This window comes from Lentzea sp. CC55, assembly GCF_021056325.1.
Taxonomy (GTDB): domain Bacteria; phylum Actinomycetota; class Actinomycetes; order Mycobacteriales; family Pseudonocardiaceae; genus Lentzea; species Lentzea jiangxiensis.
The window spans coordinates 275,265-288,919 of sequence record NZ_JAJCXE010000019.1 but is presented as its reverse complement, the minus strand read 5'-3'; the positions used below and the strand labels follow the sequence as shown (position 1 = coordinate 288,919).

Annotated in this window: 14 protein-coding genes; 5 read left to right on the top strand and 9 right to left on the bottom strand. The window is 69.7% G+C overall.

Annotated elements, in window-relative coordinates:
* Positions 1 to 5: 5 nt before the first annotated feature.
* The 6 genes from L6E10_RS13030 to L6E10_RS13005 all read right to left on the bottom strand — a co-directional run bounded on the left by L6E10_RS13030 (position 6) and on the right by L6E10_RS13005 (position 8,364).
* Positions 6 to 893: a hypothetical protein gene (locus L6E10_RS13030; protein ID WP_236219769.1), complete on the bottom strand. Its 888-nt coding sequence runs from the start codon at positions 891 to 893 to the stop codon at positions 6 to 8.
* An 86-nt stretch (positions 894 to 979) separates the two neighbouring features.
* Complete coding sequence (locus tag L6E10_RS13025; RefSeq protein ID WP_236219768.1) at positions 980 to 2,674, bottom strand: ABC transporter family substrate-binding protein; 1,695 nt, start codon at positions 2,672 to 2,674, stop codon at positions 980 to 982.
* Between the two features lie 80 nt (positions 2,675 to 2,754).
* Positions 2,755 to 4,884, bottom strand: coding sequence for an ABC transporter ATP-binding protein (locus L6E10_RS13020; protein WP_236219767.1), 2,130 nt, complete (start codon positions 4,882 to 4,884; stop codon positions 2,755 to 2,757).
* Complete coding sequence (locus L6E10_RS13015) at positions 4,884 to 5,861, bottom strand: ABC transporter permease (RefSeq protein WP_236219766.1); 978 nt, start codon at positions 5,859 to 5,861, stop codon at positions 4,884 to 4,886. Before L6E10_RS13015 ends, L6E10_RS13020 begins: the two co-directional genes overlap by 1 nt.
* Positions 5,862 to 5,877: 16 nt before the next feature.
* Positions 5,878 to 6,855 (bottom strand): ABC transporter permease, encoded by a 978-nt coding sequence (locus L6E10_RS13010; protein WP_090097828.1) that lies wholly within the window; start codon positions 6,853 to 6,855, stop codon positions 5,878 to 5,880.
* 486 nt (positions 6,856 to 7,341) lie between these two features.
* The gene (locus tag L6E10_RS13005) at positions 7,342 to 8,364 is read right to left on the bottom strand and encodes a hypothetical protein (RefSeq protein ID WP_236219765.1); all 1,023 of its coding nucleotides are present in this window, start codon (positions 8,362 to 8,364) and stop codon (positions 7,342 to 7,344) included.
* A gap of 18 nt (positions 8,365 to 8,382) precedes the next feature.
* Between L6E10_RS13005 and L6E10_RS13000 the strand changes: the two genes are divergently transcribed.
* Both L6E10_RS13000 and L6E10_RS12995 read left to right on the top strand, forming a co-directional pair.
* Positions 8,383 to 8,892, top strand: a complete 510-nt coding sequence (locus L6E10_RS13000; protein ID WP_236219764.1) for a DUF6886 family protein — start codon at positions 8,383 to 8,385, stop codon at positions 8,890 to 8,892.
* Between the two features lie 53 nt (positions 8,893 to 8,945).
* Positions 8,946 to 9,323, top strand: coding sequence for a PH domain-containing protein (locus L6E10_RS12995; protein ID WP_236219763.1), 378 nt, complete (start codon positions 8,946 to 8,948; stop codon positions 9,321 to 9,323).
* 198 nt (positions 9,324 to 9,521) lie between these two features.
* Here the strand turns inward: L6E10_RS12995 and L6E10_RS12990 are convergent, their stop codons facing one another.
* Both L6E10_RS12990 and L6E10_RS12985 read right to left on the bottom strand, forming a co-directional pair.
* Entirely contained in the window at positions 9,522 to 10,070 is a 549-nt protein-coding gene (locus L6E10_RS12990) for a DoxX family protein (RefSeq protein ID WP_236219762.1), read from the bottom strand.
* Between the two features lie 117 nt (positions 10,071 to 10,187).
* Positions 10,188 to 10,853, bottom strand: coding sequence for a helix-turn-helix domain-containing protein (locus L6E10_RS12985; protein ID WP_236219761.1), 666 nt, complete (start codon positions 10,851 to 10,853; stop codon positions 10,188 to 10,190).
* A 94-nt stretch (positions 10,854 to 10,947) separates the two neighbouring features.
* On the opposite strand from L6E10_RS12985, the gene L6E10_RS12980 reads away from it, so the two are divergent.
* From L6E10_RS12980 to L6E10_RS12970, 3 genes are all read left to right on the top strand, one after another.
* Positions 10,948 to 12,093 carry an acyl-CoA dehydrogenase family protein gene (locus L6E10_RS12980; RefSeq protein ID WP_236219760.1) on the top strand — a complete coding sequence of 382 codons (1,146 nt, stop codon included), beginning with the start codon at positions 10,948 to 10,950 and terminating at the stop codon, positions 12,091 to 12,093.
* 68 nt (positions 12,094 to 12,161) lie between these two features.
* A complete protein-coding gene (locus L6E10_RS12975; RefSeq protein WP_236219759.1) occupies positions 12,162 to 12,569 on the top strand; it encodes a VOC family protein in 408 nt (135 codons plus the stop codon).
* A 120-nt stretch (positions 12,570 to 12,689) separates the two neighbouring features.
* A complete protein-coding gene (locus L6E10_RS12970; RefSeq protein WP_236219758.1) occupies positions 12,690 to 13,082 on the top strand; it encodes a class I SAM-dependent methyltransferase in 393 nt (130 codons plus the stop codon).
* Here the strand turns inward: L6E10_RS12970 and L6E10_RS12965 are convergent.
* Positions 13,079 to 13,561 carry a hypothetical protein gene (locus tag L6E10_RS12965; protein ID WP_236219757.1) on the bottom strand — a complete coding sequence of 161 codons (483 nt, stop codon included), beginning with the start codon at positions 13,559 to 13,561 and terminating at the stop codon, positions 13,079 to 13,081. The two genes, L6E10_RS12970 and L6E10_RS12965, sit on opposite strands and share 4 nt — an antisense overlap.
* Positions 13,562 to 13,655 lie beyond the last annotated feature (94 nt).

Below are 13,655 nucleotides of genomic sequence, written 5' to 3'. Positions count from 1 at the left end.
AAGCATTACGACGGGTCGGAACCCCGGAACGCCGCCCACCACAGGCCCAGCGCGGCGGCGACCACCGTGGCGGTGATCCAGCCGACGAACCCGCTGCCGTCGACGTACGCCCAGAACAGGCCGACGAACGGCGCGGGCACGATGAACACGGCGTCGACGCGCAGCTGCGCGAGCAGCCCGCGCGGCGCCCGCGTCTCCGGGTCGGGCCGCGCGGGGTTGTCGAGACGGCGGCCGCGCGGGTGCTTCGTCACGGGGCGGCCGGACGGGTAGAGCGTCACCCCGCCGGCCACGGCGACCCGGCCGCCGCGCAGCTCCACCGACACCGGCGACGGCAGCGTCACGAGCACCGGGTCGTAGTAGACGGGCAGCCAGCGTTCGACCGGCCCGTCGATCTCCAGCCACGACCGCACCATCAGGCCCGACCGCAGCCGGATCCGCCGCACCGACGCGGTGACGGGCGCGGCACGAGCGGCCCGCGCCGACAGCACGACCCGCACCGCGCCGGCGACCAGCACCAGCAGCACCACCGCGACGGCGAACGTCACGCCGCCCAGCGCCCTGTCGGTCTCCACCAGCACGTCCGCGCCGGGGATCACCGCGCGGGAGGGGTTCGCCGGGTCGAACGCCACCTGCGTCTGCCTCCCGACGATCCGGTCGCCGTTCTCGTGGGCGACCCGGGCGGTCCCGGACGGCCAGCGCACCTCGACCGCACCGTCCGAAAAGGACACGACCTCGCCGACCTCGCGGGCGGTGAGGGACGACAGGAGCGCGCGATCCTCCGAATAGGACAGCCACGAGAGCACGGCGACCACGAGGCACACGAACAGCACGACAGCGGTCGCGAGAGCACCGTGGCGGAGTGCGCGAACGGGCTGTGAGGTCTGGGAGGTCATCGCCCGGCCATCGTAACCGAGACGCGCGACGGCCCGGCAGGCGTGAAGCCTGCCGGGCCGTCGGCGGAACTGCCGGAGGAGCTACATCACTCGGTGAAGCCCATGTGGATGTAGTCGTACGGACGGTTCGCGTACGCGACGGCGCCGAAGTTGGCGACGTTGCTCTTCACCGCGACCGCGCCGGGCAGCTGGTAGAGCGGCAGCTGGTGGCCCAGCTCCCAGATCTTCTTGTCGGCCTCGTTGGCGATCTCGAGGCGCTTGGTGTCGTCGAGCTCGCCGACGGCCTGCTCGAGCAGCTTGTTGACCTCTTCGGAACCGATGCGGCCGTAGTTCTGGTTGGTGCTGGCCGGGTCCAGGTAGTAGATGCCCTTGCTGTCCGAGACCGGCGTGGCCGAGGCCAGCCAGCGGAAGCCGGTCATGTCGAAGTTGCCGACGTTCACGTACTGCTTGAAGAAGTCGGTCGACGGCACGGCCTGGATCTCGACCTTGGCGCCGATCTCCTTGAGCTGCGACTGCGTCAGCTTCGCGATCTGGTCGGAGATGGGGTTCGGCGTCGGGATGACGTACCGGACCAGCAGCTCCTTGCCGTCCTTCTTGCGGGTCTCGCCCTCGAGCTTCCAGCCCAGCTCGTCGAGCTGCTTCTTCGCGACTTCCTTGTCGAACGCGGCGACGGCCGAGTTGTCCTTGTACCCCGCGGAACCCAGCAGGAAGAAGTGGTTGCCGGTGACCTGCGCGTCACCCTTCAGCATCTGGCCGAGCAGGGCCTTGCTGATGACCTTGGTGTCGATGCCCTTCATCAGGGCGACGCGGAGCTTCGGGTCCTTGAGGATCGAGGAGTCCGCACCGTTGAAGGTGATGTGCGAGTAGTCCGGCGTGATCGCCTGGCGGATCGTCACACCCTGCATGGACTTGGCGCGCGTGAAGTTGTCGACGCTCGAGCCGATGTCGAAGAAGTCGATCTGGCCGTTGGCGAGCGCGTCCGCGAGCGCGGGGCGGTCGACCTGGCGGAAGGTGATCTTCTCCAGCTTGGGCTTCTCACCCCACCAGGCGGGGTCCTGCACGACCGTCACGAGCTTCGCGGTGCGGTCGATCGTGCCGACCTTGAACGGACCCGCGGTGACCTTCGGAGCGTCCGCCCAGCCCTTGTTGAACTCCTCGGCGACCGAGGACATGGACTTCGGGTACAGGGGCGAGAACATGCCCTTGTACTCGGCGAACTTCTTCTTGAAGGTGACCTTGACCTCTTGGTCGGTCGCGCCCTTCTCGACCTTCTCGATGTCCTCGTAGCCGGTGGTGCCGGCGACCTCGAAGGCCTTGTCGGCGCCGCTCAGCGACTTCCACATGGCCTCGAAGTCCTGCCACGACAGCGCGGTGCCGTCGGACCACTTGGCCTTCGGGTTGAGCTTGAACTCGAGGACCTGCGGCTCGGAGGAGGCGAGCTTCGCGTCCTCGAGGTAGTCCTTGTTGATCTCGAAGGTCGCGTCGGCCTTCTGCTTCCACAGGTTCGGCATCATCGTGTCGATCATGCGGCGGCCGTCGGCGTTGGTGCCGTCGAGCTGGTTGTAGTTCCAGTTGTCCGGCAACTGGTCGACCGGCCAGCGGAACTCGCCGCCGTCCTTGACCTTCGACGCGTCCTGCGGGTTGATGTCCGCCTGGCCGATCGCGTTGTCCGCGCCCTTGAGGCCGGAGTTGCCGTTGTTGTTGCTGGGCCCCCCACACGCGGTAAGCGTGAGGACGACCGCGGCCAGCGCGGACACTCCCACCGTGGTACGTCGACTCACTGTCGTGAACCTCCCTCGTGCCCGGACACCAGTTGCCGGGGACACTGTTCCTTCGTAGGTCCTCTGCTGCGACGGATGCATCAGAGGACCTGACGGACTTGGGCGAAGTGGCAGGCGGCCTCGTGATCGGGGGCCTGGACCTCGCGCGGTGGTTCCACCTCGATGCACGTGCGCTGCTTCTCGGGCGGCAGCGACGCGTGCAGGAAGCACCGGGTGCGGAACCGGCAGCCGGACGGCGGGTTCGCCGGGCTCGGCAGGTCGCCGGTGAGGATGATCCGCTCCCGCTGGCGTTCCTTCACGGGATCGGGGATCGGGATCGCCGACAGCAGCGCCTGCGTGTACGGGTGGCGCGGCTGTTCGAACACCGAGTCCACCTCGCCGATCTCGATGATCTTCCCGAGGTACATGACGGCCACCCGGTCCGCGATGTGCCGCACCACCGACAGGTCGTGCGCCACGAACAGGTAGGCCAGGCCCAGCTTGGACTTGAGCTCCTCCAGCAGGTTGATGACACCCGCCTGGATGGAGACGTCCAGGGCCGACACCGGCTCGTCGAGCACGACGAGCTTCGGTTCGAGGGCGAGCGCCCGCGCGATGCCGATGCGCTGGCGCTGACCGCCGGAGAACTCGCCGGGGTAGCGCGAGAGCTGCTCGGGGCGCAGGCCGACGAGCCGCATCAGCTCCGGCACGCGCCGGTTGATCTCGCTCTTGGAGTAGCCGTGGACCTGCATCGGCTCGGCGATGCAGTCGTGGATAGTCAGGCGCGGGTCGAGCGACGCCATCGGGTCCTGGAACACCACCGACATGTCGCGGCGGATCGCGAAGCGGCGCTTGTTGTCCACTTCGGACGACTTCGTGCCGAGCACGGAGATCTCGCCGCTCATGGGCTTCTGGAGGTTGAGGATCTCCATCAGCGTCGTGGTCTTGCCGCAGCCCGACTCGCCGACGAGGCCGAGGGTCTCGCCCTCGCGGATGTCGAACGAGATGCCCGCGACGGCGTGCACCGTGCCGACGCGGCGCTTGAACACCACGCCCTTGTTGACGGCGTACTCCTTGACGAGCTGGTCGAGCTCGAGCACGGTCTCGCGCTGCTCGCGCGGGATCTTCGCGACCTCGGGGTCGTCCGCCACCTCGGCACCGAAGATCTCGACCGCGGCCTCGGCGCCCTCGGCGTCGGTCGCGGCGATCTCGTTGGTGCGGATGCACGCGGCGCGGTGCTCGGCCGAGCCGTCCACGTCGAAGAGCGGCGGCTCCGCGGTGTGGCAGGCGTCGACGACCATCGGGCAGCGCGGCGCGAACGGGCAGCCGGGGGGCAGGTCCGTGAGCGACGGCGGCTGGCCCTTGATCGGCACCAGCGCCTGCTTCTCGCTGACGTCGAGGCGCGGGATCGAGCCGAGCAGTCCGAGCGTGTAGGGCATGCGCGGCTGCTGGTAGATGTCGTCGACCAGGCCGGTCTCGACGGCGCGGCCCGCGTACATGACCATCAGCCGGTCCGCGAACCCGGCGACGACGCCGAGGTCGTGGGTGATGATCACGATGCCCGCGCCGGTGACCTCCTGCGCGGTCTCGAGCAGCTGCAGCACCTGCGCCTGCACCGTCACGTCGAGCGCGGTGGTCGGCTCGTCGGCGATGATCAGGTCCGGGTCGTTGGCGATCGCCATCGCGATCACCGCGCGCTGCCGCATGCCGCCCGAGAACTCGTGCGGGAACGCCTTGGCGCGCTCGGCGGCGTTCGGGATGCCGACGAGGTCGAGCAGCTCGACCGCCCGCTTGGCCGCGGCGGCCTTGGACACCGAGCCCTTCTTGTGGACCAGGATCGCCTCGGCGATCTGGTCGCCGACGGTGTAGACCGGCGTCAGCGCGGACAGCGGGTCCTGGAACACCATCGAGATGCGGCGGCCGCGGATCTTCGACAGCTCGGTGTCGCTCTGGCCGATGAGCTCGCGGCCCTGGAACCTGATGGACCCGGTGATGCGCGCCGAGGACGGCAGCAGGCCCATGACCGCGAGCGACGACACGGACTTGCCCGAACCGGACTCGCCCACGATGCCGAGGACCTCGCCGGGCGAGACCGAGTAGCTCAGGCCCCGCACGGCCTGGACCCGGCCGGCCTCGCTGGGGAAGGACACGTGGAGGTCTTCGACCTGCAGAACCGGTCCCTCGACGACACGGTCGGAAGGCGTGTCGAACTGGAGCTCCGAGGTGGTCATCAGGCGGCCTTCTCCTTGGTGTTCTTCTTCTCCTTGCGGCGCACGCGCGTGGAGGTGGGGTCGAGCGCGTCGCGGAGCCCGTCGCCCACCCAGTTCACCGCCAGCACGAACACGACGAGGAAGCCCGCCGGGAACAGGAACAGCCACGGGAAGGTGGTCGCCGACTCGGCGTTGCCGCCGATCAGCGTGCCGAGCGAGACGTCGGGCGACTGGACGCCGAACCCGAAGTAGCTCAGGCCCGTCTCGGCGAGCACGGCGGACCCGACGTTGATGGTCGCGTCGATGATGAGCAGCGAGGCCATGTTCGGCACGATGTGCTTGGCGATGATCTTGCGCGCGGGCTGGCCCATGAACTTGGCCGCCTTGACGAACTCGCGCTCCTTCAGCGTCAGCGTCATGCCGCGCACGATCCGGGCGGTGATCATCCATTGGAACGCCGCGAGCATGAGCACCAGCAGGAACCACGACTTGCCGCGGAACCAGGGGCTCAGGATCGCGATGATCAGGAACGACGGCAGCACCAGCAGCAGGTCGACGACCCACATGAGCGCCTTGTCGGCGACGCCGAGGAAGTAGCCCGCCGCCGCGCCGACGATCGCCGCGACGGTGGTCGAGATCAGCGCCACGAGCAAGCCGATGACCAACGACTTCTGCAGTCCGCGCATGGTGAGCGCGAACATGTCGGTACCGATCTTGTCGGTGCCGAAGATGTGGTCGGCGTAGGGGGGCTCGAGGAACGCCGAGTAGTCCTGCTGGTCGTAGGTCCACTTCGACAGCAGCGGGCCGACGAACGCCATCAGGTACATCCCGACGATGATCACCAGGCCGACCAGCGCCAGCTTGTTGCGCGCGAAGCGGATGAGCACGAGCCTGCCGCGCGTCATCGCCTTGCCCGGGTCGGGCGCGGCGTCGACGGGGCTGCCGGAGGCGGCGCCGGTGGTTCCCGCCGAGTCGCCCTCGTTGAGGATCACGGTCACGTCGTCGTCACCTTGCCTAGTTCACGCGGATTCGGGGGTCGAGCGCGGCGTACAGCACGTCGGCGAGCCAGCCGGAGAACAGCACGCACACCGCGACGAAGAGCGTCACCGTGGCGGTGATGTTCGTGTCCTGCGCCGAGATGCCGGTGACGAGCCAGTCACCCATGCCGAACCAGCCGAAGATCCGCTCGGTGAACGTGCCACCGACGACGAGCAGGCCGAACCCGAACGCGAACAGCGTCGCCATCGGGATGAGCGCGGTGCGCAGGCCGTGCTTGAACAACGCCTTGCGGCGCGTCAGGCCCTTGGCCTGGGCGGTGCGCAGGAAGTCGCTGCCGAGCACGTCGAGCATCGACGAGCGCTGGTAGCGGCTGTAGTAGGCGATCTGGCCGAGCGCGATCGCGAGCGTCGGGATGACGAGGTGCTGCAGCCGGTCGCCGAGGTGCTCGAACCAGTTGCCCTGGAAGCCCGGTGTCGTCTCGCCGACGAAGATCAGCACGTTCGAGCCGATCGAGTCGTTGATCCCCTGCGCGCCCATCTTCAGCAGCGTGCCCAGCACGAACACCGGCGTGGACAGCAGTATGAAGCTGAACAGGGTCGCGAAGTAGTCGCTGAACTTGTACTGCCGGATCGCGCTCACCACGCCGAGCAGCACGCCGAAGAGGATGCCGATCGTGATGCCGAGCAGGAACAGCCTCAGGCTCACGCCGATGCGCCGGCCGAGCTCGTCGGTGATGGGGCGGTCGGTGATCGTGCGACCGAAGTCGCCCTGGACGACCCCGCCCATCCAGGTGACGAACCGCTGCGGGATCGGCTGGTCGAGGTGGAGGTCCCTCTTCTTCGCCTCGATCGAGGCCGCCGGGGGCGGTGGGTTGCGTTGTTGCAACACCCCGATCGGGTCAAAGGTGGCGGAGGCCAACGTGAACGCGAGGAACGTCGCCACGAGGGCGAGCACCACGTAGTTGACCAACCGCCGCAACAGAAATCCGGCCACCCGTGTTCAGTCCTCTCCCCGGTGGTTGCGACATCGGCTCACTGGATTGCAGTGGACGAGTTGCAAGAGGTTAACCGCCGATGTGACGGACCGCTGCCCACCCCCACCCATTGCGGCGGAGGCCCGCTGACCGGGCCATAGTCACCCATGGGCAGGGGAAAAGCCGGTGGAACAGCCACATCAACAGTTGACTCTCGCGAATTGTGTGCTCAAGCGTGACCATTGTGCGTCCGGATCGCTGTATTCAGCGTGAAGTTCTGTCTCACCACGGATGGATGTGACGCATCCGGGTGAATGCAATGACCGGAAGTCGTGGGACAAGCAGCGCAATGTGATCGTAAACCGGGCATCACGCTGTGAAGCGCTTCGTGACGGCACCGTGACTGGACCGTCGCGGAGCAGGGCGGACGTCCGAGCGGCCCACCGCGGACTGGACCGAACGGCGTGAACTGCGTCACAGCGGGACGGGGCCGGATGGCTCACGACCTAGCCGAGGCGCCACAGACGGCCGCCCGCGATCACGAACACCTGGTCGCCGACCTTCTCCACCGCCGCCACCGCGCCCGACGGCCCCTCCGCGCGACGCTCGTCCTTTTCGGACACGAGTGTGACCCCGCCGTGGTCGACGACCAGCGTCGGAGTGCCGTTGACCGGAACCGGCGCGGTGAGGGTCTGGTCGTCACCGACGGGGACGTCCGGAGTCGCGAGCTTCTTCCACTCCGGGCCCGACCACCAGGCGAGCCTTCCCCCGGCGCGGCCCACGACGTGGCACGTGCCGTCCCAGCAGCGGGCGGCCAGCGCGGCGTCACCGCCGGGCAGGGTGGCGGTGGTCCAGGTCGTGCCGTCGAACCGCCAGACCGCCGCGCTCACCTGGCCCTTCGCGATCTGCCAGCCGACGACCAGCGCGCCGTCGCCGTCCGGGGTGACCGACAGCGGGAACCGCAGCAGCTCCTGCGAGCTCTCCAGGACGGTGCCGGCGGAGGGCTGGCGGGTCCAGGTGTCGGCGGCGTAGGTCCAGGCCGCGATGTCGAGGCCCGCCTGGGCGCTCTGCCACGTGCCGATGATCAACGGGCCCCGCGCGGTGCGGACCGGGCCGATCAGCTCACCGGCGCCGTAGCCGCCGAACGTGCTGAAGGCCTGCGGTTTCTCGGTGATGACGCGGGCGTCGCCGGTCCAGGCGCTCCAGCGGACGTTGCCGTGCGCGCCACCGCGTTCGCCGCCGACGCCGGTGATCGTGGTGCCGTCGGAGGTGACGCCGTACCAGTGCGCTTCCCTGCCGTACGGGGTCGCCGGGGTGAGCCGGGCGTTGGCCAGCGTCCCGTCGGCGGACCTCAGGACGAGCTCCGGGTGGTCCGGCGTGCGCGTGCCGATGGCCAGCATGTCCCCGTGCACCGCCAACGCTTCCGGGGTCGCCGGGAGGTCCACGGCGGTGAACCCGGTCGCGCCCGGCTCGCCGCCGGAGGAGCAGCCGGCGAGGACCAGCAGAACAGCGAGCGTCAGCCTCCGCATGCGGGCCAGTATGACCACATGAGGCCGGAACCAGGTCAGGTGCTGCACTTCTCGGAAGATCCGGCGATCACCCGCTTCGTCCCGCACCTCGCGGCGACCGCGCGGCAGCCCGGCGAGTACGTGTGGGCGGTGGACGCCGCGCGCTCCCCCGACTACTGGTTCCCGCGGCAATGCCCGCGGGTGCTGGCGTGGGACACCGCCGGCACGACCGGGGTGCACGCCGTCGAGTACGGGTGGCTCGACCGGATGCGGACCGTGGAGCTGTACGCGTACCGGTTCGACGCGGCGCCGTTCCGGCCGTTCCCCGAGAGCGGTGAGGGGGCCGGTTCCGCGGTGGTGGCGACCGAGCCGGTGGTGCCGCTCGGCCCCGCCGACCGCGTCGGCGACCTGTTCGCGCTGCACGAGGAGGCCGGGATCGAGCTGCGCGTGCTCGCGAACCTCTGGGCGTTCTGGGACGAGGTGGTGGCGGGTCCGCTGGAGCACAGCGGCATCCGGTTGCGCAACGCCCGGCCGCGGCCGGCGGGATGATCCTTGCCCGAGCACCCGGACGAGCTGCCGCGAACCCTGGTAAACGTGGGGGTATGGGACTTCTCAGCGGAATGATGGGGAACGCGTCGAAGCTCGACCCGCGGGACGCCGCGAAGGAGTTCGGCCGCCTGCTGGCGCACGGCGAGCAGATCCACGCGGCGTACCAGTTGCTGCGCGACTCGTTCCTGTTCACCGACCGGAGGCTGATCCTGGTCGACAAGCAGGGCGTGACGGGCAAGAAGGTCGAGTACCACTCGGTGCCCTACAAGGCGATCACGCAGTTCTCAGTCGAGACGGCCGGCCACTTCGACCTCGACGCGGAGCTCAAGATCTGGGTCTCCAGCCACGACGTGCCGATCGCCAAGCAGTTCGGCAAGGGCGTCGACGTCTACGAGGTGCAGGCGCTGCTGGCCGCCTTCGTGTCCCGGTAGGACCTGCGCGCCGATCGCGGCGGCGAGCTCGGCCAGGCCGACGGCGATCGCGGTGACGACGTGACCGGTGTCGAGCAGGACGTCCAGCACGGTCAGGAGACCGGGCACGACCCGGCCGTGCGTCAGCACTCGCAGGACGACGGCGGCGCAGCGGGTGGTGGACATTTCCTTTCCCTTCGCAGGACTTCGCCTTCACACCTACGTCGAACGAGCACGCGCCGGATCGACATCCGAAGGCTGAAAACCCTGTCCCGCAACGAAAATCCCCCGGCGGCCGCTGGCCTCCGGGGGACTGTGGCCGCCGCTCCTAGCGGGCCCGCAGATCGGGCGGAACTTGTCGCGGTAGGCCCACGCGAGGCCGATCTCGGCGGCGACGACGAACAGCGCCATGCCCGTGCCGGCGGGTTCCAGGAAGAGGTGGACGAGGAAGATGTTGACCACCAGCGGAGCGAGGACCGCGAGCGCCAGCGGGACGAACCGGCCGGCGAGCAGCAGGGCGCCCGCGACGACCTGGACGCCCGAGGACAGCTGCAGCATGTAGCCGGTGGCGTGGAGCGCGGTCGTGAACGCGACCCCGGCCGGCGCCATCGTGCCGGGATCGGGCGCGGGCATGAAGTTCAGAAACCCGTTCAGGCCGGTCGCGGTGAACAGCAGGCCGGTCACCACGCGGGTCACGAGCGTGAGGTGGCGGGCGAACGCGGACCTGCGGACGCGGGTGGGGGCGGTGGTGGTGACGGTCGCGGTCATGTCGGGGTTCCTCCTGGGCTGTCGTGTCCTTCCACTCATGCGTCGAACGGGCACCGGCCCGGATCGACACGACGACCCAGGAAGTTCGGAAGTTCTTCGTTCGCCCTGGTCAGAGCCCTAGGCGTGCACCTTCGCCGCCCGCACGTGCTCCGCGACGGGGCTGAGCTCGAGCCACCGCGGCAGCCCGCGCACCACCCAGCGCGAGCCCGTCAGCTCGATCGTGCCCGCCCGCACCGCGTCGAGCAGTGCGAACTCGCCCTCCCACATCCGGTAGAGCGTGGCGATGTCGGCCGTGAGCACGGCGTCGACCTCCAGGCCGGGATGGGTGTAGCAGACCGAGACGTCACCGGGTTCGAGGACGAGCCAGAACGTCCGGCGCCGGTCGTTGACGCGGATCTCGACGGTCGCGCGCTTGCTCAGCGTCCCGGTGTCGATGCGGCCGTGCATCCACCACATCAGCACCTCGGGGTCGAGCTCGTCGGCACGCGGGTCGCCGAACGCGTACCGGGCGCCCCAGTCGGCGAGGCTGAACACCAGCGGCCGCAGCGCCTCCCCCGCCTGCGTGAGCGCGTAGCCGTCGCCGGTGCGCCGCACCAGGCCGGCGGTGACGAGCTGCCGCAGCCGCCGTGACAGCAGCGCCCTCGACAGGCCCGGCAGGCCGCGGGAGATCTCGTTGAAGCGCGAGGCACCGACGAGCATGTCCCGCACGATCAGCAACGTCCACCGGTCGCCCAGCACCTCCACGGCGCGGACGATCGGGCAGTACTGCGCATAGGTCCTCACACTGGGAGTCTCCGCCGCGGAGGTGGTTTCGTTACCGCCTCCCGGTTCACTTCCAGAACTACCCGCGGGCCTCGCGCGTTCTTACGTTCGTCCTATGACAACTCTTGAGACACGACCCGTGACCAGCACGTTCCCGACCGTCACCAGGGACGGCGACGCCAAGTTCGCCGACATGGCCGCCCGCATCGGCGCGATCGCGGCCCGCCACGCCTCCGAGCACGACCGCGACGCCACGTTCGTGAGCGAGGCGTACGAGGCCATGCGCGAGGAGGGCTACCTGGCGTTGGCCGTACCCGAGGAGCTGGGCGGGCTCGGCGCCACGATGCGCCAGGTCTGCTACGCCCAGGCCGAGCTCGCCCGGCACGACGGCGCCACCGCCCTGGCCGTCACCATGCACCTGTACCTGACGCTGACGCAGTGCTACCGCAGGCGCAAGGGCGCGCCGGACGCGGAGGGCGTGCTGCGGCGCGTGGCGGCGGAAGGCCTGGTCATCGCCACCAGCGGCGGATCGGACTGGCTCTGGCCCACGACCACGGCCACCCCGGTGGACGGCGGGTTCCTGGTCTCCGGCCGCAAGTCGTTCTGCAGCCAGTCGCCGCGCGCGAACGTCGTGGCCACGTGCGCCGTGCTCGGTGAGGAGGTGCTGCACTTCAGCGCACCCCTGAGCGCCGACGGCGTGCGCATCGAGGAAACGTGGGACACGCTCGGCATGCGCGGCACGGCCAGCCACGACGTCGTGCTGGAGGACGTGTTCATCCCGGCGGACAAGATCGCGGCCCGCCGCCCGTACGGCGAGTTCGGCGCACCCCTGTTCGCCGCGGTGGTCCACTTCGCACCGGTGTGCGGCGCGACTTACTACGGCATCGCGGCGGGCGCGCGGGACGTGGCCGTGCGGTCGACCTCGAAGAACGCGGTGCGCCAGATCGGGCTGATGGACTACAAGCTGCGCACCGCGTGGTGGTCGCTGATGGGCTCGATCGAGGAGCTGGGCGACGACTACACGGCCGGCGCCGAGGCCGTCACGACCGTGATGCTGGCCAAGCGGCACGCCGTCGTGGAGGCCGTCGAGGTCGTGAACACGGCGATGGAGGTCCTCGGTGGACGGTCGTTCTTCAAGCGCTCACCGCTGGAACGCGCCTACCGCGACGTGCGCGCCGGAACGTTCCACCCGCTCACCCCGGAGGCCACGCTCGTCTACGCGGGCAAGGTCGCACAGGGTGACCCGGGAGTCACGGAATAGGTTCCGGTTGTAGGCGTGCCAAGGCTTTGCGAGTATGCGGTCCCATCTCCCGCGAAGGAGTGATTCCGGTGGCCACTCGCCTCAACCCGTACATCAGCTTCGACGGCCAGGCCCGCCAGGCGATGGAGTTCTACCAGTCGGTCTTCGGCGGCGAGCTGAAGATGAGCACGTTCGGTGAGTTCGGCATGCAGGACACGCCGCAGGCCGACCAGATCATGCACGCCCAGCTGGAGACCGAGGCCGGCTACACGATCATGGCCTCCGACACCCCGCCCGGCGTGCAGTACCGGGCGGGCTCGCGGATCACGGTGTCGCTGTCCGGCGACGAGGAGAAGCTGCGGGAGTACTTCGCCGCCCTCGCGGAGGGCGGCGAGGTCGGGACGCCCCTGGAGAAGCAGATGTGGGGCGACGAGTACGGCGACCTCGTGGACAGGTTCGGCGTGAACTGGATGGTGAACCTCGGCGGGCTGGGGTGACGCGGACCGGGCGGTGAGGCCTTTCCGGCGGGAGGGTGGCGGTCCGGCCTGCGCGCTGGACCGGGACCGCGGGCCTCGCCGTGGTGGCCCCGCCCGCCGCCCTGACGCATCATGTGGACCATGAGCGAGCGTCTGCGGGAAGTGGTCGGCCAACTCGCGATCCGGCCCGATGACCGGGTGCTGGAGATCGGCTGCGGGCAGGGCGTGGCCGCCGCGATGGTGTGCCGGTTGCTGTCCACCGGCACGCTCACGGCGGTCGACCGCTCCACGAAGATGGTCGAGGCCGCGACCCGCCGCAACGCCGTCTACGTGGCGTCGGGCAAGGCGGAGTTCCTCATCGCGTCGCTCGAGGACATGAACCTCGGCGACCGGCGGTTCGACCTGGTGTTCGCGGTGCGGGTCGGGCTGTTCCACCGCGATCCGGACCGGGCGCGCGAGCTGGTGCGGCCGTGGCTCGCGCCCGGTGGCCGCGTGCTCTCGTTCTTCGACGAACCCGTGCGCAGCCGCGTTTAGACGCGGCCGAACAGGTCGGTGATCAGCTTCTTCGACGGCTCGACGCCCGCGGGCGACATCACCTCGATCTGCGTCCTGCCCCTGCGCGCGGCCACGGTGTGCTGGGCGGTCTCCGCGCCGCCGGCCGTCGTCTCGTAGGCCTCGTCGAACAGGCCCTCGACGGCCTTGGCCTTCTCGGGCCTGCCCTTCGCGAACGTCGCGGCCGTCGCGTTCGTCGTGAACCTCACCTCGACCGGCATGCCCGAACCGACGTACGTGCAGGTCGTGACGGCCTTCTCGACGCTCTCGCGCTGGCCCTGCAGCCTCAGGCCGAGTGCCTTGCCCACCACGGACGAGTTGGCGTTCGCGCAGTTCGGGCCGGTGCCGGCGGGCTGCTCGACGGTGGTGGGCGTCTCCGGTGCCCGCGCCGGCGCGGCCTGCGGGGCGGAGGTGCAGGCGGCGAGCAGGAACGCGGTGGCGGCGAGGAGGGTGGGGCGCACACCCCTACATCGCGGTCCCGCCGCCACCGCGTTACCCCGGTCCCGGCGCTCAGCTGAGCGGGCTCTCAGCGAACGGCGGCTAGCTTCGGGCGCG

What these genes read in the sequence shown, in the direction of transcription:
- L6E10_RS13030 (WP_236219769.1), bottom strand. Translation starts at nt 893, where the DNA reads ATGACCTCCCAGACCTCACAGCCCGTTCGCGCACTCCGCCACGGTGCT.
- L6E10_RS13005 (WP_236219765.1), bottom strand. Translation starts at nt 8,364, where the DNA reads ATGCGGAGGCTGACGCTCGCTGTTCTGCTGGTCCTCGCCGGCTGCTCC.
- L6E10_RS12990 (WP_236219762.1), bottom strand. Translation starts at nt 10,070, where the DNA reads ATGACCGCGACCGTCACCACCACCGCCCCCACCCGCGTCCGCAGGTCC.
- L6E10_RS13020 (WP_236219767.1), bottom strand. Translation starts at nt 4,884, where the DNA reads ATGACCACCTCGGAGCTCCAGTTCGACACGCCTTCCGACCGTGTCGTC.
- L6E10_RS12995 (WP_236219763.1), top strand. Translation starts at nt 8,946, where the DNA reads ATGGGACTTCTCAGCGGAATGATGGGGAACGCGTCGAAGCTCGACCCG.
- L6E10_RS12980 (WP_236219760.1), top strand. Translation starts at nt 10,948, where the DNA reads ATGACAACTCTTGAGACACGACCCGTGACCAGCACGTTCCCGACCGTC.
- L6E10_RS12970 (WP_236219758.1), top strand. Translation starts at nt 12,690, where the DNA reads ATGAGCGAGCGTCTGCGGGAAGTGGTCGGCCAACTCGCGATCCGGCCC.
- L6E10_RS13000 (WP_236219764.1), top strand. Translation starts at nt 8,383, where the DNA reads ATGAGGCCGGAACCAGGTCAGGTGCTGCACTTCTCGGAAGATCCGGCG.